We start from the raw sequence: 18,283 nt of genomic DNA, 5'->3' as shown, positions 1-18,283 counted from the left end.
GCGCGATACAATGCGCAGACCATGACGATGCGTGCGCTGTTTCTTGCGATGGGATTCCTGATTGCGGCCTTGCCGGCGGCGGCGTGCGATATGGATGTGCGCCATCGCGGCCAGACGGTGGCGGACTATGTTGAAACCGTACAGCCCTGCCTGCGGCAGTGGCCGGCGGGCTATCTTGCCGATGCGCGGATGGAGGCCGATTTCCTGGCGCGTGTGAATGACGAGCGTACCTCGCGTGGGCTGAAACCGCTGCGCTATCGCCCGGAACTGCTGGACGCGGCCCGCTTCCAGAGCCTCGACATGGCGTACAATGGTTTCTTCGGGCACCAGAGCCCGGACGGGCGCCACCATGATGCGCGCGTCGCCGCCTTCGACCGCCGCGCCCTGGTCAAATACAGCGCCGAGAACGTCGCCATGGTGGAAGCCGTCCGGGGGCGGTGGAACCAGCGGGATGCCGTTGCCCGGCTGCATGGCAATCTGATGGACAGCCCCGGCCACCGGGCGAACATCCTCAATCCCGATATTACCGACGTTGCGATGGGCGTGGTGCGGACGAAATCCGGTGTCTGGGTGACGCAGGTCTTTGTGGACCTGACCGGCGCGCTCCCGGCGCCGCTGCCGGTGCGCATGCGGCCGGGCCAGCGGCTGGACATGACGCCCGCCCTGCGCGGCTGGCACTTCCAGAATTTCGGCGCGAAGCAGGCGGGTAATCGCTATGTCGCGCTGGGGCGGGCGATCCCGGCAGGCCTGCATGGGGATATCGAACTGACCGCGAATGGCCGGATGCGCGGGGAACAGCCGGGTCTCTACTACACGATCCGCCTGCCAGGCCCCGCCGTGACGGTGGGGCGCTAAGCGTCAGAGAAAGCCGGCGATCTCGTCCAGCGGTTTCTTGATCAATGCGTGCTTCGGCACCATCGCGCCGTCTGCCGGGTGGCCCGCGACGAGGATCAGGAAGGGCTTCTCCGTCTCCGGACGGTTGCAGATGCGGTTCAGGAATTTCATTGGGTTCGGTGTGTGCACCAGCGTGGCGAGGCCTGCCTCATGGCAGGCGGCAATCAGCAGGCCCGTGGCGATTCCGACGCTTTCATGGATGTAGTAATTCTTGCGGTCTTCGCCTTCGCGCACGCCGCCGCGGCGCTGGGCAAAGATGCAGATCAGCCAGGGCGCAGTTTCCATATAGGGCTTGTCGGCATCCGTCCCGATCGGGGCGAGGGCGTCCAGCCATTCCTCGCCCGCGCGGCCGGAATAGAATTCACGTTCCTCGGCCTCGGCCGCTTCGCGAATTTCGCGCTTCTTCTCCGCACTGCCGACGCAGGCGAAATACCAGGGCTGGTGGTTCGCGCCGGAAGGCGCAGAGCCCGCCGTGCGCACGCAGGCCTCGATGATGTCTTGCGGCACAGGCTTGTCAGAGAACTGACGGACAGAGCGGCGAGCCGCCATCCGGTCATGGAAGGCGAGGGCGCGGGCCAGCATGTCGTCTTCCGGCAGGTCGGCATAGCCGGTCAGGGGCACATGGGTGTCGGGCGAGGTTTTCATGCCTCACCGATACCATGTGCCCCTTTTCCGGCAACATCACTTACCGGTTATCGAACTCGGCACGGACGAGTTCCAGCCCCCTCCGCGTGATGCGGTAGGGCTGGCCGCCCTGCGAGGCGATGGCGCGTTTGCGCTTCAGCTTTCGGAAGAGGCGCAGGCTGAAGCCCGGATAGCGCCAGCCATCGCGGGTGAAGCAAAGCAGGTCTTCCGGCTTGTTGTGTTCGTTGCGGATGATTTCGATATGCCCGCCCTGTGCGAGCAGGTGGATTATTCTTCCGGTAGCTCCGGAACGCCGACGGCGTGGAAGCCGGCGTCGACGTGGATGACTTCGCCCGCGATGGAGTGGCCGAGCTCTGACAGGAGGTAGAGCGCGCAGCCGGCGACGCCGGACATGCGGGTGTCTTCCTTGAGGAGGGACCAGTCGCGGCCCGTGCCCATCAGGCTCTTGCCGCCGCGGATGCCGGCCAGCGACAGCGTGCGCATCGCGCCGGCGCTGATCGCGTTGACGCGGATGCCCTGCGTGCCGAGGTCACGCGCGGCATAGCGGGTGGAGGCCTCCAGCGCGGCCTTGGCAACGCCCATGACGTTGTAGGACGGCACGGTCCGCTCCGCGCCCAGATAGGTCATGCAGATCATTGCGCCGCCATCAGGCATGATTTCTGCCGCGCGGCGGGCGCTGTCGATGAAGGAATAGACCGAGATGTCCATCGCGCGGCGGAAACCTTCGCGGGTGGTGTTCTCAACCATGGAGCCGACCAGTTCGTCCTTGCCGGCAAAAGCGATGGAGTGGACGAGGAAGTCGATCTTGCCCCATTTTTCCTTCACGGAGGCGAAGGCGGCGTCCATCGAAGCGTCATCGGTCACATCGGCGGGGATCATGAAGTCCATGCCGATGGACTCGACCAGCGGGCGCACGCGGCGCTCAAGGTTTTCGCCCTGATAGGTGAAGGCGATCTCGGCGCCCTGGGCGGCCAGCTGCTGGGCGATGCCCCAGGCGATGGAGTTCTGGTTGGCAACACCCATCACGATGCCGCGCTTGCCCTTCATCAGGGTGCCTTCGGGCGGGGTCCAGTCATCAGCCATGGCGCGAATCCTTCCTGCTTATCCTTGAAGAGAACGGCTAGGGGGGCGGTTGGCCCCCGTCAAGCGCGCCGGATCAGGCCGGCTGGTCCATATTCTTCAGGCCGACGCGCATGTCGGTGGCGGTGTAGACATGCTCGTCATCGACATAGACGCGGCCATCGGCGATGCCGAGGACCAGCTTGCCGCGGCGCACGCGCTTCATGTCGATTTCGTAGCGTACCAGCTTCTTGTCGGGCGTGATTTCGCCGGTGAAGCGCACATCGCCAACGCCGAGGGCGCGGCCCTTGCCGGGGCTGCCCGACCAGCCAAGCCAGTAGCCGACGATCTGCCACATCGCATCAAGGCCCAGGCAGCCCGGCATGACGGGGTCGCCCGGGAAGTGGCATTCGAAGAACCAGAGGTCCGGCGTGATATCGAGTTCGGCGACCACATGGCCCTTGCCGAACTGGCCGCCATCCATGGTGATCTCGGTGATCCGGTCCATCATCAGCATCGGCGGGGCCGGAAGCTGGGCGTTGCCGGGACCGAAATAGCCACCCTTGCCGGATTCGAGCAGGTCTTCCTTGGAGTAGGAAGATTGGGGCGTGTGAAAGTCGTGCGGTCCGGACATGCGTAGTTTTCCTCAGCGTCTGTAACCGGACTTGAAGGCACTGGACCGCCCGGATTGTCAACTCATATGGCGCTGTTTTGGCCTCAGAGGCCCGTTTCACCGGGGTCGGCGCCCCACAGCGACGGTTCGGGCGCATAGCCCCGGAAATCCTGGGCCCGCACGCGGCACCAGCCCCGTGTGCAGGCGCCGAGATCGACCAGAACGCCCCGTCCGAGATCGGCCACAGCCTCTGCCCCCGGCATCGGGTCCTGGCGCAGCACGGTGGGGGTTTGCACATAGGCCTTGTGGCCGTCTTCCAGCATGCGGGCATGGACCCAGACTTCGGTGCCGGAGGGGTCGCGCACGCGCCGCCAGTTCTGGCTTTCCTTGATCACCAGCAGGGGCAGGCCCTTGCGCTGGTATTCCCACAGCACCGGATGCTGTTTGGACGGGCCCGCCCGTCCGTTGACCATGGCAAATTTCAGCGTTTCGAAACGGGGGACGGGTTTTCCCGAGAATCGCGACACCCGCACCAGTTCCGGTGCCTGTGCCATGGCGGCCCCTCCAAGGAAGAACACGGCCGAGATAAGAAAGGGTGCCCACTTCATGTGCATCTGCTTCCAAAGCGAATTCTGCGACAAGATTCCACGCTCTGGTGAATTAGCCGTAAAATCTTCGGCATTGGCGTTCCGTCAGGGCTTTGCTAAGGCCTCCGCAGAGTCGAATATAAAAGATACAAAGGGTGCTCATGCCGACCAGGAAGCTGAAGATCGTCGTCACTCGCAAACTGCCGGCCGCGGTGGAATTGCGGATGAAGGAGTTGTTCGACGCCCGCCTCAATGAGGACGATCACCCGTTCACACAGGAAGAACTGGCCGAGGCGATGCAGACCGCCGATGTGCTGGTGCCCACCGTGACCGACCATATCGACGGCCGCCTGCTTGCGCGCGCAGGCGAGCAGCTGCGCCTCATCGCCCAGTTTGGCGCTGGTGTGGACAATATCGACGTGCAGAGCGCCATCCAGCGCGGCATCACCGTGACCAACACGCCGGGCGTGCTGACCGATGACACGGCCGATGTCGCCATGTCGCTGATCCTTGCCGTGCCGCGCCGCCTGAATGAAGGCGCGCAGATCATGGATGCCGGCGGTTTCGATGGCTGGACGCCGACCTGGATGCTGGGCCGCCGCCTTGCCGGCAAGCGCCTCGGCATCATCGGCATGGGCCGGATCGGCCAGGCCGTCGCGCGCCGGGCAAAATCCTTCGGCCTGCAAATCCATTATCACAACCGCAAGCCGGTCGGGGCCCGGGTCGAGGAACAGCTGGAAGCGACCTATTGGGACAGCCTCGACCAGATGCTGGCCCGGATGGATATCGTCTCCATCAACTGCCCGCATACACCGGCGACGTTCCACCTGATGAATGCCCGCCGGATCGAGCTGATGAAGCCGGAAGCCTTCATCGTGAACACCGCCCGCGGCGAAGTGATCGACGAGGCCGCGCTCGCCCGCGCCATCAAGGCCGGCAAGCTGGCCGGAGCGGGGCTCGACGTGTTCGAACGCGAACCGGCCGTGAATGAAGAGCTGATCGGCCTGCCGAACGTGCTGCTGCTGCCGCACATGGGTTCGGCCACGATCGAGGGCCGCACCGAGATGGGTGAGAAGGTCATCATCAACATCAAGACCTTCGCCGACGGCCACCGCCCGCCAGACCGGGTTATCCCCGCGATCCTCTGAACTGGTGCCAGCTAGCGCCGTGCTTTCCTGAGGTTGCGTGCGCGTGCGCGGACGGAGGCGGCCGGATCTTCTTCTGCAAGTGCGAGGACCTTTTCGGCTTCGGCGGTGATGCCCGGATCGCGCTCAGCGAGGTGGCAGAGAAGATCCAGTGACCAGGCCCGCAGGAAAGGGCGCCTGTGCGCCAGCAACGGGCGGGCAAAGGTGAGGAGGCGATCTGTCACTTTGTCCGGATAGGGCAGGAGGCGTGCACTCTGGCAGATGTGCAGCTGCGCATCCCAGGCCGTGATCCGGTCGAGGTGGTTTGCCAGCGTCACGCACTGATCCGGGGCAAGCGCCTCACCGTTTTCGGCGTGATGCTTGATCAGCCAGGTCGCGCCGGACGAAACCGCATCGTCTTCATCCGCAGACAGATCTGCCAGCATACCGAAATAGGTCTCGCCGGATCCATATGTTGCCGCCGCCTCAGTGAGGACGGAGGGAGACTTCCGGTCAAAAGCGGCAAGCTGGTTCCTTAGCGCGTGTGGCTCCGTCATCGCGCTTCCGATCCCTCATCAGTCCAGCGCGCCAATATAAGGCAGGCCGCGATATTTGCCGGCGTCGTCCATGCCGTAGCCGACAAGGTAGCGGCCCGGGGAATCGAAGGCGCAGAAATCGACGCCTTTCTCTCCGCGCGGGGCCCAGGGCTTCTGGGTCAGCGTGCAGGTGATGACTTCCTTCGCGCCCTTGGCCAGAAGGTGATGTTTGGCGAAATCCAGCGTCCGGCCTGTGTCGAACACATCGTCCAGCAGCAGCACGCCGCGATCTTTCACCTGCCGTGACAGGTCCGCGCGCACGACCACGCGGCCGGAGCTTTCGCGGGCATCGCGATAGCTCTCCAGCCAGATCACATCCAGCATCGGGTGAATGTCGCGCCGGGCCAGCGCTTTCATCAGGTCAGACGTGAAGGGCGTCGCGCCGATCAGGATGGAGACGACCGTCCAGTCGCCCGTCAGGCGCGGGGCCAGCCGGTCAGCCAGTTCGTCGATCCGGGCCATCAGCTGGTCTTCCGGGACGATCACTTCGATGTTCGTGTTGTCGCTCATTCCGTCTCGTTTCCGTCGGGCGTTTCAGGCGCCGCCTCGTCGTCCGGGGGCGCCAGGGCGTCCCTGGGGGCGTCCGCCCTGTCGACCAGGGACAATTCGATCTGGAAGCTTTCCATGGGGGCCTGTTCCAGCACGACCTGGAAACGGCCGTCGGATCCGGCGGACAGGCGGGCCGGCTGGATCGCACCATACCGGGTGGCGACGGTCCGGCCGCGCTCGTCTTTCAGGTCGACCTTCACCAGCGGGGTGTTGACCGTGGAGCGGGCCACGTTTTCGGCCCGGCCGGAGACGGTGACGACGGGGATCGTGTCGTTGAAGGTCCGCGAGCGTTCGATATCGGCGAATTCGATGCCGAACCGGTTCACCGTGAAGCCGGCCATCTTGTAGGCGCCGGCCGCTTGCGGAAGCACTTTCACCACATCATTGCGGAACATGATGGCGGCGACGCCCAGCACAAAGAACAGGACCGCCGTGCCGATCCAGGAGAGCAGGGCTGCCGTGCGGCTTTTGCGGCGGCGCTGTTCGCGCACCCGTTCGCGGTAGATTTCATGGGCGGCTGCCGGGCTGGCGCCGGCCTTGTCTGTTTCCAGCCCGATCGGGGCGACAAACCACGAATGCCCGCAGGCGGCGCACTTCACAGTGCGGCCGCTTTCACCGATTGTTGAGTCATCGGCGAAATACTGTGTCTCACATTTCGGGCAGGTGAGGATCATGCCTTGGTCTTTCCTGCAATTCGCCTCAATAATCCAGCCATCCGGGCCAATCGATGGAGCCGATGAACCTCTCGAGACTCGACCCTTTTGACGATATTGCTGTGCGTCTGGATAACGTGTCGTTACGCTACGACACTTCGGATGACGTTCTTAGCGGTATTGATCTCAGCCTGAAACAGGGATCTTTCACTTTCCTGACAGGCGCGTCCGGTGCTGGAAAATCCAGCCTTCTCAAACTGTTGTACCTGGCGCTGAAGCCGACACGGGGCGACGTTTCCCTGTTTGGCCGCCCTACGGGGCGCCTGGCCCGCGACCAGCTGTCGGCGATGCGCCGTCGGGTGGGGGTCGTCTTTCAGGAGTTCCGCCTGCTGGAACACCTGTCAGCATATGAGAATGTTGCCCTGCCGCTGCGCGTTGTGGGCCGCAAGGATGCCGACTACCGGGCCGATGTGGAGGAATTGCTGGCCTGGGTGGGTCTTGGCAAGCGCCTGCATGCCCGCCCGCCGACGCTGTCAGGCGGGGAACAGCAGCGCGTCGCCATCGCGCGCGCCGTCGTGACCCAGCCGGACATCCTGATTGCTGACGAGCCGACCGGGAATGTCGACCCGGAAATGGGGTCGCGCCTGATGCGCCTGTTCCTGGAGCTGAACAAGCGCCGGGGCACGACGGTGATCATCGCGACGCATGACCTCGGCCTCGTGCGGCAGGTGGAAGCGCCTGTTTACCGGCTGAACAATGGCCTCCTGGTGCGCGACGTGGAGTATGGCGGAGACGGCATGGCCGGCCGCCGGCGGACCGACCCGACAAAGGCGGAAGACTGATGGCGCGTGAAACTCCCCTTCTGCCGGTCGAAGACGCGCGCGAGGCGGCGCTGTTCTTTGTCGTCGCGGCGCTCTGTTTCCTTGCTGCGCTCGCCGCCCTGTCGGCCAAGTCCACTTACGGGGCGGCCCGGGCCTGGACGGCGGAAGTGGAAGGCGAAATGACGGTCACATTGCAGGATGTCGACCGGCGAGCGGCTGAGGATGCCCGGAAACTGATCGAGAAGACCGACGGCGTCACTGCGGCGCACCTCCTGTCCAAGGAGGAAATCGACAAGCTGCTGGAACCGAATTTCGGCAATCGGGGCCTGCCCGACAGCCTGCCGCTGCCACAGCTGATCGCCGTGACGGCCGATCCGGGCGCGGTGGACATGGGCCCGACCCTGCAGCGCGTCCTGACGGAGGCGGGCTATGACAGCGCCGTCGATGAGCATGCGGACTGGGCCGGTGACGTGCGCCGCGTGCTGGCCATCACGCGCCTGATCGCGCTCACCGCCGTGGCGCTGCTCGCGTCGACAGCCGTTGCCGTGATCGCCTTTGCGACTCATGCAGCCTTGCTGGCCCGGCGGGACATTGTCGATGTCCTGCACCTGTCGGGCGCGCGCGACCGTTTCATTGCCAGCCTGTTCGAGCGGCGGTTCTGGGTGCTCGGCCTGCGCGCCGGGGCGGTCGGAGCGTTGCTGGCGCTCGGCGCGGCGGCGGCTGCAATCTTTGCCGCCCGGGCCCATGGCGGGCATGCTGGCCTGCTGCCGGAACTCAGTCTCGACTATACCGATCTTGTCGTTCTGGTGATGACCCCGGTGATCGCCGGTCTTGCTGCGCGTCTTGCCGCCCGCGTGACGGTGATCCGAGCCCTCAAGAGCATGATGTGAGCCGGGAGCCGCGCCTCCGCCGCGGACGGCCCCGCTTCGGCGTGATGCTGGCCGTGTTCGTGCTGGGCCTGCTGGCGGTCGATTTCCTGCTGTTTGCGCAGCGTGCGGCGACCATGAAGCCGGATCCGGCGGTGAAAGGCGATGCCATCGTTGCCCTGACCGGCGGATCGGGCCTGCGCATCGCGGAAGGCGTGCAGCTGGTCTCCGAAGGCCGGGGCGGGCATCTGCTGATTTCAGGCGTGCATCCGGACGTGACGATGGAAGACCTGATCGGCCTTGCGGGCGGGGACCCGGACGTCTGGGCCTGCTGCGTCACCATTGGCCATGCCGCGGAAACGACGCTGGGCAATGCCGACGAGACCGCGGCCTGGGCCTATGAGAACGGCTACCGGGACCTGATCCTCGTCACCTCCGACTATCACATGGCCCGCAGCCTGCTGGTGCTGCAGGATGCGATGCCGGACATCGCGCTGGAACCATGGCCTGTGCGCACGGTTGTTGATCCGTCGCATCTTCTGACGGACTACAAATCCCTGAAGGGCGTCTTTCTCGAATGGGCGAAGTGGCGGGTAACGACGCTGGAATGATTGCGCGCGATTGGCTAAGCCAGCGGGCATGCGAGTCTTCACTTCCCTCCTGTTCGTGGTCTGGCTTTATCTCTGGATGGCCATTCTCGGCATCCTGTTCCTGCCCAGCCTGATCCTGCCGCGCGGGGCGACGGTTTTCGGCATCCGGACCTATGCGCGGGTCATCCGGCTCGGCCTGCGCCTGATCTGCGGCATCAGCACGGAAATCCGCGGGCGCGAGAACATGCCGGAAGGCCCCGTGCTGTACGCGGGCAAGCACCAGTGCATGTATGACGTGTTCATTCCCTTCCTGGTGATGCGCGACCCCGCCATCATCATGAAGAAGGAACTGCTCTGGTATCCCTTCCTTGGCTGGTATGCGCTGAAGGCCGCGATGATCCCGATTGACCGGGCGGGCACGACAAAGACGCTGAAAGCCATGGTCGGCGAGGCGAAGAAGCGGGCGGAAAACTACCGCCAGATCGTCATTTTCCCGGAAGGCACGCGCAAGGCGCCGGGCGATCCGCCGGACTATCACGCGGCCGGTATCTCGGCCCTGGCCAAAGCGATCGAGGCGCCGATCGTGCCTGTGGCCACCAATGCGGGCCTGTGCTGGCCGGGCAGGGGCTTCCTGCGGCGGCCCGGCAAGGTGGTCTACGAGATCCTTCCGCCCATTCCCGCTGGCCTGCCGCGCAAGGACATGATGGCAAGACTGCAGGGCGAGCTGGAACCGGCGACCGATGCGCTGGTGAAGGAAGGCCTTGCCGTGCAGGGCCGCGAGCTGCCGGCCAGCTAGAGGATTTCCCGGATATGGCGTCTCCCACCCCCCCGAAGAAACGGTCGCGCCTCGGCTTGTTCCTGCCCTTCGTGCTTCTTTTTCTCGCCATCGGGGCCTGGTCGGCCTGGTGGCATGTCGCTCGTGGCCGGATCGATCAGGCGGTCGACACATGGATCGCGCAACAGGAGGCCCGCGGGGCGGCCTTCACCTATGCCGGACGGCATATGGGCGGATACCCTTTCCGGTTCGAACTGGTGTTCGACGCGCCTGCCTATGAGGGCCGGCCGGGGGAAGCGTCCTGGGAAGGCAGCCGGGCCGAATTCGTGATGCAGGCCTGGAACCTGACCCACATGATCGGCCGGATGCCGGGCCATCACGTCATCACCGGGGCTGACGGTATCCGCAACAGCGTGGATTTCGACGGCCATGCGGCGTTCAGCCTGTCCTGGAACAAGGCCGGGCTGAACCGGTTCGGCTTCCAGTCCGGCGAGGCGCAGGCGCTGCTGGCGGGCCAGATCTACAATCTCAGCAATCTTTCGCTGAACCTCGCCCCGCGCCCGGAAAGCCCGGACGACCTGATGGTGGCGATACAATGGGACAAGCTGGCATTGGACGCGGCCCCTGTCGGGGCCCCTTATCTGGGTACGGAACTTGGGCCGTCCCGCCTGATCGGGGAAGTACGTGGATTCTTCCCGGCCTATGAGGCGTCCGGCCGGGAAATCAATCGCGTCTGGCCTGTGATGCTGGAGACCGGCGGCGAGGTGGAAGTCGCCCAGCTGTTGCTGGATTGGGGCCCGCTGGACCTCGGCGCGCAAGCGAATTTGACCCTCGCAAACGGCCGCTCCAACGGCGCCTTCAAGGTACGCATCGAAAATGCCGATGAGCTGAAGCAGGCGATGATCGATAGCGGCTATTGGGGCCAGCAGGAACAGATCGTTTTCGGCACGCTGGAAGCGGCCTCGCGCGATGACGGATTCCTCACGCTGCCTGTCAAGGACGATACGGTCTTCGTCGGCCCGGTGCCGCTGGGCAAGCTGCCCGGCAGCCGGCCGTGACGGCGCCGTCGCACGCGGCGATCCAGGCGGCCTGCGAGGCCCTTTCCGCAATCGACCCTGCGCTGGCCCGGGCCCATGCGGCGGTCGGTGTGCCGGAATGGCGGACGCATGAGGCGAGCTTTGCGCTGCTGGCGCGCACCGTGGTCTACCAGCTTGTCTCCACCCGCGCCGCCGATGCGATCTGGGGCCGGGTGGGCGCCTTCCTCGGAGAGGTCACGCCAGAGCGCGTGCTGACCTGCGATCAGGAGGGCCTGCGGGCCTGCGGTCTCTCCCGCCCGAAACTTTCTCACATGAACACAATCGCTGCCGCCATCGCAGACGGGGCGCTGAACCTCGTCCGTGTCGAGGCGGCGGATGTGGATGCGGCGCGCGCGGAATTGCTGGCCGTGAAGGGAATCGGTCCGTGGACGGCGGACCTGTTCCTGCTCTACGCCGCAGGAAAAATGGACGCCTTCCCGCATGGCGATGCCGCGCTGATGGAAGCGCACAGGCGCCTTGGCGGCTATGAAACACGCATGACGAACAAGGCATTTACCGCGCACGCGGAAAGCTGGCGCCCGCACCGGGGCGTTGCGGCGCACCTCCTGTGGGGGTGGGTAAATGACGAGCGCGCAAAGGCCGGGATTCCGCCAGCCTGAGCGCCGTGCCTTCCCAAAGGGCGGTCACTGTCATATTCTCATGACAAGAATCGCCTAGATTACCGGGTGACCAAAGAGGAGCGTGCGTCTTCAGTCAGTTCAATCAGGTTTCCGTTCTTTGCCAGATGGGGGGTCATCATGGCTGAGGTTCTCACAGCGCCGCCCAGCGGGCGGCCTGCACTGGTTCTGAATGCCGATTACAGGCCGCTTTCCTATTATCCGCTATCATTGTGGCCGTGGCAGGAAGTCGTGAAGGCGGTTTTCCTCGATCGTGTCGATGTTATTGCAGAATACGACTATGTCGTACGCTCTCCGAGCACGGAATTCCGCCTGCCGAGCGTCATCGCCCTGCGCGATTTCGTGCGTCAGGACCGCCCGCCGGCCTTTACCCGTTTCAACGTGTTCCTGCGCGACGGTTTCCAGTGTGCCTATTGCGGGGCGCAGGACCAGCTGACCTTCGATCATGTCACGCCGCGCTCGAAAGGCGGTCGCACGACCTGGGACAATATCGTTGCCGCCTGCAGCCCGTGTAACCTGAAAAAAGGCAACAAGCTGCTGAATCAGACAGATTTGCACCTGCTGCGCCGGCCTTTCCGGCCCAACAATTACCAGCTGCAGGAAACCGGCCGCCGATTCCCGCCCAACCACCTCCATGAGACGTGGATGGATTATCTCTACTGGGACGTCGAGCTGGAGAGCTGATTAACCATCAGACCGCTGTATTTGTTACATATTCGCACCCGAACTGTCACAAAAGCCTTATGAAATCGGGCTATCCGCCAACGGATGCCCTCCTCGCGTCAGAAGCCCAGGCCGGATTACAAGGCGATTTTCATCTCCGATGTGCATCTCGGCAGTGCCGGGTGCCAGGCAGATGCGCTGTGCGCGTTCATGAAAACGCATACATCCGAACAGCTCTATCTTGTCGGTGACATCATTGACGGCTGGCGCATGCGCAAGAAATGGTATTGGCCGCAGTCCCATACGAACGTCGTCCGCCGCATCCTGACGGCCGCCAAGCGCGGCACGGAAGTCACTTACATCATCGGCAACCATGACGAGTTCCTGCGCGCTTTCCTGCAGTTCCGGCTGGCCTTCGGCGATATCCGCGTGAAGAATCGCGCCCTTCACGATGGCGAGGACGGCAAACGTTATCTCGTCGTGCATGGCGACATGTTCGACGGCATGATGCGGGCTGACCGCAAATGGATCATGCACCTCGGCGACCATGCCTATAATTTCCTGCTGTGGACGAACACGAAGCTCAACGCGATCCGCCGCCGCCTCGGCATGCCTTACTGGTCGCTGTCGCAGGCCCTGAAGAAACGCACCAAGCGGGCGCTGAACCACATCCACAATTTCGAAGGTCATGTGGCGGACTATTGCCGCCGCAAGGGCTATGACGGCGCCATCTGCGGCCACATCCACGTTGCCGAGATGCGCGACATCGACGGTATAACCTACATGAACGATGGCGACTGGGTGGAGAGCTGCTCTGCCCTTGTCGAGCATCATGATGGCCGCTGGGAGCTGCTCCACTTCCAGCCGCACACCGTCAAGGCAGACGAGCCGGTCGCAAAAGAGGCCCGCATCCGCGCGGTGGCCTGAACGGCGGCTTTCTAGCCCAGCACAGGTTTCAGCAGTCTGGTGACATTCTGGCGGACCCGCATGGATTCGATCAGGGCCAGGATCAGGACCGAAGCCCCGAACGCCACGCCGAGCGACAGCAGAACCTGAACCTTCCACGGGGCGTCAGCCAGATAGGTCCGCACCAGCAGGAAGACCGGCACGTGGATACAGTAGAGCGGGAAAGACACCTGCCCCAGATAATCCGACACCCAATTGAACCAACGGGCTTGCGGCTGGATCCGCGCGCCGACCGTGATCAGCAGCGGGCAAAGCACCGCAACGCCGAGGAACGGATAAAAGCCGGACATGTGGAACGGGAAGAACAGCATGGCCAGCATGACACCATAGATGCCGAACGCCGCTGTCAGGCTGCGGCTGACCGGCAGCCGCCGCGTCAGGTATTTCGGGGCTTCCTGGGTCAGCGCATAAATCAGCATGCCGGCCAGGAAGGATGCGAACACCCGCGGGAATCCGAGCAGGAAATGTTGCGGTGCGAATCCGACCCCCGGTGTCAGCAACCGGCCAGTGGTCAGCGTCAGGTAGCAGGCGCCGATGAACAGGATGAGGAAGCAGGCGAGACTGCCGATCAGCATGGACCGGCGGCGCAGGCGCACAAACCAGATGAAACAGACGCTGGCCACGAATTCGAAGAAAATCGACCAGAGCGGCCCGTTGGAGGGGAAGAGCTCGAAAATGCCGGTCGCCGGGACATTGTAGTCAACCAGGCCCGGAATGAAGAGAAGGTTTCCGGCATGGACCAGGGCGAAACGGGTGGAATCGACCTCTCGTCCGATCGAATTGTAATAGGCGAGCGTTGCAACGGCGCCGAACAGGACGCCGATCGCCACGGTGGGGGCGAGGCGTGCGAAGCGCTGGTTGATATATGTGCCCGCGCTCATGCCCCTGCGAAGACGGTTCGCATAGGAGTGATAGATCACGAATCCGCTGAGAACAAAGAACATGTCCAGCGCGATATAGCTGTTGGTCAGGAAGGGATAATTTTCCGGCCCGATATAGTGATACAGGACCACGATCAGCGCCGCGATGCCGCGAAACCCGTCCAGGACGTAATAGCGCTGGACTGCCGCGCCGCCTTTTTGTGTCGATCCGCTGGTCACGCGCGCCTCGCTCTTCCTCTGAGTGGAGAAGCAGCTGCAGGATTGGTGCCAAGTCAGGCCCGCATCCTCGCAATGGCCTAGCCCGGCGTCTTCGCGACGCAGGCTTTCGCGCGGGCAAGGATTTCGTCGCCCGTCACCGTATCCATCAGCTCACCCCGGCGCAGGTTCAACGCTTTAAACGCTTCCAGTTCGGACACGCCCTCGGGGATGGCATAGGCGTTGAGATAGGTCATCGCCGACACCAGCAGCTGCGACTGGAAGTCTGCGTCTTCGGGCAGGGCACCATCGGCGATCAGATGGTCCGCCGCGCTGATCAGGGCCGCGCAATCGAGAGGGCTGTCCCCGCTCGCGGCGGGCGTGGTCGCCGTCTCTGCAGGGCTGCAGGCGGCAAGGGCGAAGAGAGCGGCGCCCGTGGCGAAGACTGAAAGACGTTGCATGAAAAGCCCTTTCTGATGACCGCGCCTGTTTAACCCGGCAATGATGCGCCCGCATCCGGAAATGTCTCCCGCCGTTGAATGGCCCGCTTGACTTCCCCCGCCGCCCCGGCCACCCCACGCCGATGACTTCCTCCCTGAAGGCCATTCTTGGCCCCACCAATACCGGCAAGACGCACTACGCGATTGAACGGATGACTGGCTTTGGCACCGGCATGATCGGTCTGCCGCTGCGCCTTCTGGCGCGCGAGGTCTATGACCGGGTTGTGGCCATGAAAGGCGCGGCCTCGGCGGCGCTGATCACGGGCGAGGAGCGGATTGTTCCGTCCACGGCGCGCTATTTCATCTGCACGGTCGAGGCGATGCCGGTGGAGATGCGTACGGATTTCGTGGCGATCGACGAAATCCAGCTCGCCCAGGATGAAGACCGCGGCCACATTTTTACTGACCGTATCCTGAATTTGCGCGGCAATCACGAGACGCTGCTGCTGGGATCCGATACGATGCGCGGCATTCTGGGGCAGCTGAAACTGGGCGCGGGAACAGAGCCGCGGGAGCGGTTCTCGGAGCTGCGCTATACAGGCCACACTAAGATCACCAAGCTGCCCAAGCGCACGGCCATTGTCGGCTTCAGCGCCGAAGAGGTCTATGCCATCGGGGAATTGCTGCGCCGTCAGAAGGGCGGGGCAGCGGTTGTGATGGGCGCGCTCAGCCCGCGCACGCGCAATGCGCAGGTTGAGATGTTCCAGTCCGGCGAAGTGGACTACATCGTGGCCACCGACGCGATTGGCATGGGCCTGAACCTCGATGTCGACCGGGTTGTCTTTGCCTCGCGCACCAAGTTCGACGGGCGCCGCCACCGGCCGCTGACAACGGCCGAGTGCGGACAGATTGCCGGCCGGGCCGGACGGTTCCGGCAGGATGGGGAATTTGGCGAAACAGCCGACTGCCCGCCCTTTGAGGAAGAGCAGTGGCGCGCGATCGAGGCGCACCGCTTCGATCCGGTGGACGCGATCCAGTGGCGCAATTCCGATCTTGATTTCTCATCGTTGAAAACGCTGATCCGAAGCCTGGAAAAGCCCTCCGGCAATCCGGTGCTGATCCATACGCCGCACGCGCTGGACGAATGGGTGCTGCGCCGGATGAGTGAGGATGGCCATATCGGGCCGGATGTCGCCGGGACGCGCAAGGTGCGCCGCCTGTGGGATGTCGCCCGCCTGCCGGACTTTCGTAAACTTGGCCCGGAGGGGCATGCCCGGCTGGTTCTGGGCCTTGCTGAAACGCTGATGGACCCGGATGCGCGCCTGTCGAATGCCGGGATGGAACGGCGGCTGGACGATCTTTCCTCCACCGAGGGCGACATTGCGAAGCTGCAGCAGCGCCTTGCCAGCATCCGCACATGGACCTATGCGGCCAACCGCCCCGACTGGTTAGAGAACCCTACTTATTGGCAGGAAAAGACCCGCACGATAGAAGACGCCTTGTCGGATGCGCTACACCAGGCGTTGACAGCAAGATTCGTGGACCGAAGAACAACAGCGCTGCTTGCCAGCCTGAAAAAGGAAGATGCTCTCGTGACTGACCTGACGCCGGAAGGCGACGTGACCGTCGAAGGCCACATCGTCGGACGCCTGAAAGGCCTGACCTTCGAACCGGTCCTGGATGCCCGTACGCTTGAAGGCAAGGCTGTGCGGGGTGCCGCCGCCGCGGCTATCCGGCCGATGCTGCTGCAACGCCTGGCCTTGATTGCGGGCGCGCCGTCGGACGCGTTCACGCTGGCCGACGATGGCTCGATCGAACATGACGGCGCCGCCGTGGCGCGCCTGTCGAAAGGGTCTGCCTGGATGACGCCGCGCGTTGAGCTGGTCGGCGCCACCGAGACTGAGCCGCACGACCGCGAACCCGCCCGGGCCCGAATCGAGGAATGGCTGCGCAGCGAAATCGCGCGCCTCCTGCCCGTTCACTGGAAACTCTCTGCGGAAAAATCCGGCGAGACGCTGGAAGGCCTGCCACGGGGCCTGGCTTTCCGCGTGCTGGAAAGCGGCGCGGCAGTGGACCTGCGCAATGACGACCAGTCGATCCGCCTGACTCCGGAACAGCGTGAGGCGCTCAAGGGCATCGGCATCCGCGCCGGTCGGGTGGCGGCGCATGTCCCGGACGCCCAAAAGCCGGCCGCCCAGCGCATGATTGCCATCCTGCGCGCGGTGTTTGCCGATGAAGGCTTCCCGCTCGCGCCGGAAGGTGCGGGCTCCTTCGCGCTGGACGGCACGTGGCCGGAAGAGGCGCTGGCCGCGAACGGGTATCTCCGCTTCGGCAAACGCGCTGTCCGGGCCGACCTGGCAGAGCGTCTCGGCTGGGAACTCTCCAAGCGCCGCCGCGAGGCCGGCAAGAATGCGTTCGCGGTACCGATCGATCTCGCATCGGTCGTGTCCTGCCCGGCCGATGATTGGCCCGCCGTGCTGAAGGGCTTCGGCCTGGCGCCGGCGGAGAAGGACAAGGAAACCGGCGCAGTCACGTTGTGGCGCTATGGCGCCCGGTCCCGTCCGGAAGAGGGCGGTGGACGCCCGCCCCGCCGCGAGGGCGGGCAAGGACAGGGTAAACGCCCGGAAAACCGCGACGGCGGGAAAGGCGGCCCCCGCCGGGGCGGCAAGCCCGGTTCGCCGCGCAGATCCGCGCCGCAAAGCCGCCAGCCGGACCCGAACAGCCCCTTCGCCGCTCTGGCAGCGCTCCTGCCGCCAGAACCGCCGCCGAAAAAGAAGCGCAAGCCGAAGAAAAAGAACGGTCCGAAACCGGGCGCTGGCGGCGAATCCGCCGGGACCGAGGCCGCTGTCGCGAAGGACGGCTTTACCTACACGCCCTTCAGCTGAGCCTGCCGATGGCCGACACGCTGCGCCTCGATGTCTGGCTCTGGCGCGCGCGCTTTTTCAAGACTCGGTCTCTGGCAGCCGGCCATGTGCGCCGGCGCGGGATACGCCTGTCCCATAACGGCCAGACGCGCCGGGTCGACAAACCCGGCCAGGTGATCACACAGGGTGATGTTGTAACCCTTGTGCGCGGGGCGCATATAACCAGCGTTGAGATCATGGACCTTGGCACGCGGCGCGGTCCGCCCGCCGAAGCCCAGGCACTGTACAGACTGTTGGAAGGCGGACCCGAATGAACATTCTCAGAAATCTCTTCCGGTCCCGAACCCCGGCCGAGCGGGACATGGACCCGAAACTGGCCGCTGCGGCGCTACTTGTCGAAGCCGCCCTGGTCGATGGCGTTTATGTGAACATCGAAAGCGACATGATCGCGGAAATCCTGCTGGAGGCGTTTGAACTGGACGCCGATCAGGTGGATGTGCTGCTCGCCGAGGGCGAAACGCTGGCCGAGGAGGCCGTCGATTCCTTCAATTTTACCCGGCATGTGAAGAAACTTCCCATGAAATCAAGGGTCTCTGTGATTGAGGGGCTCTACCGGGTCGCCCTCTCCGATGGGGAGCGCTCGGACGTAGAGGATGCCTTCATCCGTCATGTGGCCTCGCTCCTCTATGTCGATGACGTCGCCCGCGCGGGCGCCCGTCAGCGCGCTGAAGCCCGCCGCACTGCGTAAAGCTAAAGACACCGTGCAGGACGCCGCATTGACAGGGCCC

Annotated in this window: 23 protein-coding genes; 13 read left to right on the top strand and 10 right to left on the bottom strand. The window is 64.3% G+C overall.

Annotation, left to right across the window (positions count from 1 at the left end):
* Positions 1-27: 27 nt before the first annotated feature.
* The gene (locus HAD_RS17770; protein ID WP_051595898.1) at positions 28-855 is read left to right on the top strand and encodes a CAP domain-containing protein; all 828 of its coding nucleotides are present in this window, start codon (positions 28-30) and stop codon (positions 853-855) included.
* A gap of 3 nt (positions 856-858) precedes the next feature.
* Here HAD_RS17770 and HAD_RS03580 read toward each other — a convergent pair whose 3' ends face one another.
* The 5 genes from HAD_RS03580 to HAD_RS03565 all read right to left on the bottom strand — a co-directional run bounded on the left by HAD_RS03580 (position 859) and on the right by HAD_RS03565 (position 3,819).
* A complete protein-coding gene (locus HAD_RS03580) occupies positions 859-1,539 on the bottom strand; it encodes a nitroreductase family protein (RefSeq protein ID WP_035569469.1) in 681 nt (226 codons plus the stop codon).
* A 40-nt stretch (positions 1,540-1,579) separates the two neighbouring features.
* A complete protein-coding gene (locus HAD_RS18760) occupies positions 1,580-1,810 on the bottom strand; it encodes a YjhX family toxin (protein ID WP_422119983.1) in 231 nt (76 codons plus the stop codon).
* On the bottom strand, positions 1,807-2,622 hold the full coding sequence (locus HAD_RS03575; RefSeq protein WP_035569468.1) for an enoyl-ACP reductase FabI: 816 nt from the start codon (positions 2,620-2,622) through the stop codon (positions 1,807-1,809). The genes HAD_RS18760 and HAD_RS03575 overlap by 4 nt, the downstream gene beginning before the upstream one ends.
* A 73-nt stretch (positions 2,623-2,695) precedes the next feature.
* On the bottom strand, positions 2,696-3,232 hold the full coding sequence (gene fabA / locus HAD_RS03570) for a bifunctional 3-hydroxydecanoyl-ACP dehydratase/trans-2-decenoyl-ACP isomerase (RefSeq protein ID WP_035569467.1): 537 nt from the start codon (positions 3,230-3,232) through the stop codon (positions 2,696-2,698).
* A gap of 83 nt (positions 3,233-3,315) precedes the next feature.
* The gene (locus HAD_RS03565; RefSeq protein WP_162177464.1) at positions 3,316-3,819 is read right to left on the bottom strand and encodes an SH3 domain-containing protein; all 504 of its coding nucleotides are present in this window, start codon (positions 3,817-3,819) and stop codon (positions 3,316-3,318) included.
* 140 nt (positions 3,820-3,959) lie between these two features.
* On the opposite strand from HAD_RS03565, the gene HAD_RS03560 reads away from it, so the two are divergent.
* Positions 3,960-4,946, top strand: coding sequence for a 2-hydroxyacid dehydrogenase (locus HAD_RS03560; protein WP_035569466.1), 987 nt, complete (start codon positions 3,960-3,962; stop codon positions 4,944-4,946).
* An 11-nt stretch (positions 4,947-4,957) separates the two neighbouring features.
* Here HAD_RS03560 and HAD_RS03555 read toward each other — a convergent pair whose 3' ends face one another.
* From HAD_RS03555 to HAD_RS03545, 3 genes are read right to left on the bottom strand one after another with little or no spacing between them, the layout of a single operon-like run.
* The gene (locus HAD_RS03555; protein ID WP_035569465.1) at positions 4,958-5,479 is read right to left on the bottom strand and encodes a hypothetical protein; all 522 of its coding nucleotides are present in this window, start codon (positions 5,477-5,479) and stop codon (positions 4,958-4,960) included.
* 18 nt (positions 5,480-5,497) lie between these two features.
* Entirely contained in the window at positions 5,498-6,028 is a 531-nt protein-coding gene (locus HAD_RS03550; RefSeq protein WP_035569464.1) for a phosphoribosyltransferase, read from the bottom strand.
* Positions 6,025-6,741: a zinc-ribbon domain-containing protein gene (locus tag HAD_RS03545; RefSeq protein WP_035569463.1), complete on the bottom strand. Its 717-nt coding sequence runs from the start codon at positions 6,739-6,741 to the stop codon at positions 6,025-6,027. Before HAD_RS03545 ends, HAD_RS03550 begins: the two co-directional genes overlap by 4 nt.
* Positions 6,742-6,803: 62 nt before the next feature.
* Between HAD_RS03545 and ftsE the strand changes: the two genes are divergently transcribed.
* The 8 genes from ftsE to HAD_RS03500 all read left to right on the top strand — a co-directional run bounded on the left by ftsE (position 6,804) and on the right by HAD_RS03500 (position 13,076).
* Positions 6,804-7,562, top strand: coding sequence for a cell division ATP-binding protein FtsE (gene ftsE / locus HAD_RS03540; RefSeq protein ID WP_051596213.1), 759 nt, complete (start codon positions 6,804-6,806; stop codon positions 7,560-7,562).
* Complete coding sequence (locus tag HAD_RS03535; protein WP_035569462.1) at positions 7,562-8,431, top strand: cell division protein FtsX; 870 nt, start codon at positions 7,562-7,564, stop codon at positions 8,429-8,431. The genes ftsE and HAD_RS03535 overlap by 1 nt, the downstream gene beginning before the upstream one ends.
* Complete coding sequence (locus tag HAD_RS03530) at positions 8,428-9,018, top strand: YdcF family protein (RefSeq protein ID WP_051595896.1); 591 nt, start codon at positions 8,428-8,430, stop codon at positions 9,016-9,018. Before HAD_RS03535 ends, HAD_RS03530 begins: the two co-directional genes overlap by 4 nt.
* A 28-nt stretch (positions 9,019-9,046) precedes the next feature.
* Positions 9,047-9,793 (top strand): lysophospholipid acyltransferase family protein, encoded by a 747-nt coding sequence (locus HAD_RS03525; protein WP_035569461.1) that lies wholly within the window; start codon positions 9,047-9,049, stop codon positions 9,791-9,793.
* Between the two features lie 14 nt (positions 9,794-9,807).
* The gene (locus HAD_RS17765) at positions 9,808-10,830 is read left to right on the top strand and encodes a DUF2125 domain-containing protein (protein WP_051595895.1); all 1,023 of its coding nucleotides are present in this window, start codon (positions 9,808-9,810) and stop codon (positions 10,828-10,830) included.
* Positions 10,827-11,468: a DNA-3-methyladenine glycosylase family protein gene (locus tag HAD_RS03510; protein ID WP_035569457.1), complete on the top strand. Its 642-nt coding sequence runs from the start codon at positions 10,827-10,829 to the stop codon at positions 11,466-11,468. The genes HAD_RS17765 and HAD_RS03510 overlap by 4 nt, the downstream gene beginning before the upstream one ends.
* A 138-nt stretch (positions 11,469-11,606) precedes the next feature.
* Positions 11,607-12,170 carry an HNH endonuclease gene (locus tag HAD_RS03505; protein WP_035569456.1) on the top strand — a complete coding sequence of 188 codons (564 nt, stop codon included), beginning with the start codon at positions 11,607-11,609 and terminating at the stop codon, positions 12,168-12,170.
* Between the two features lie 84 nt (positions 12,171-12,254).
* Positions 12,255-13,076 carry a UDP-2,3-diacylglucosamine diphosphatase gene (locus HAD_RS03500; RefSeq protein WP_051595894.1) on the top strand — a complete coding sequence of 274 codons (822 nt, stop codon included), beginning with the start codon at positions 12,255-12,257 and terminating at the stop codon, positions 13,074-13,076.
* Positions 13,077-13,087: 11 nt separating this feature from the next.
* Here HAD_RS03500 and HAD_RS03495 read toward each other — a convergent pair whose 3' ends face one another.
* Positions 13,088-14,215 carry an acyltransferase family protein gene (locus tag HAD_RS03495; protein ID WP_035569455.1) on the bottom strand — a complete coding sequence of 376 codons (1,128 nt, stop codon included), beginning with the start codon at positions 14,213-14,215 and terminating at the stop codon, positions 13,088-13,090.
* Positions 14,216-14,292: 77 nt separating this feature from the next.
* Complete coding sequence (locus HAD_RS03490) at positions 14,293-14,652, bottom strand: hypothetical protein (protein ID WP_035569454.1); 360 nt, start codon at positions 14,650-14,652, stop codon at positions 14,293-14,295.
* Positions 14,653-14,774: 122 nt separating this feature from the next.
* Between HAD_RS03490 and HAD_RS03485 the strand changes: the two genes are divergently transcribed.
* Genes HAD_RS03485 through HAD_RS03475 form a run of 3 tightly spaced genes read left to right on the top strand, consistent with a single transcriptional unit; the run spans position 14,775 to position 18,243 of the window.
* A complete protein-coding gene (locus HAD_RS03485; RefSeq protein WP_035571552.1) occupies positions 14,775-17,516 on the top strand; it encodes a helicase-related protein in 2,742 nt (913 codons plus the stop codon).
* Positions 17,517-17,524: 8 nt separating this feature from the next.
* Positions 17,525-17,809, top strand: coding sequence for an RNA-binding protein (locus tag HAD_RS03480; protein ID WP_035569453.1), 285 nt, complete (start codon positions 17,525-17,527; stop codon positions 17,807-17,809).
* Entirely contained in the window at positions 17,806-18,243 is a 438-nt protein-coding gene (locus tag HAD_RS03475; protein ID WP_035569451.1) for a tellurite resistance TerB family protein, read from the top strand. Before HAD_RS03480 ends, HAD_RS03475 begins: the two co-directional genes overlap by 4 nt.
* The last annotated feature ends 40 nt before the right edge of the window (positions 18,244-18,283 follow it).

Source organism: Hyphomonas adhaerens MHS-3 (assembly GCF_000685235.1).
GTDB lineage: Bacteria > Pseudomonadota > Alphaproteobacteria > Caulobacterales > Hyphomonadaceae > Hyphomonas > Hyphomonas adhaerens.
This window is presented reverse-complemented; position numbering and strand designations above follow the sequence as displayed.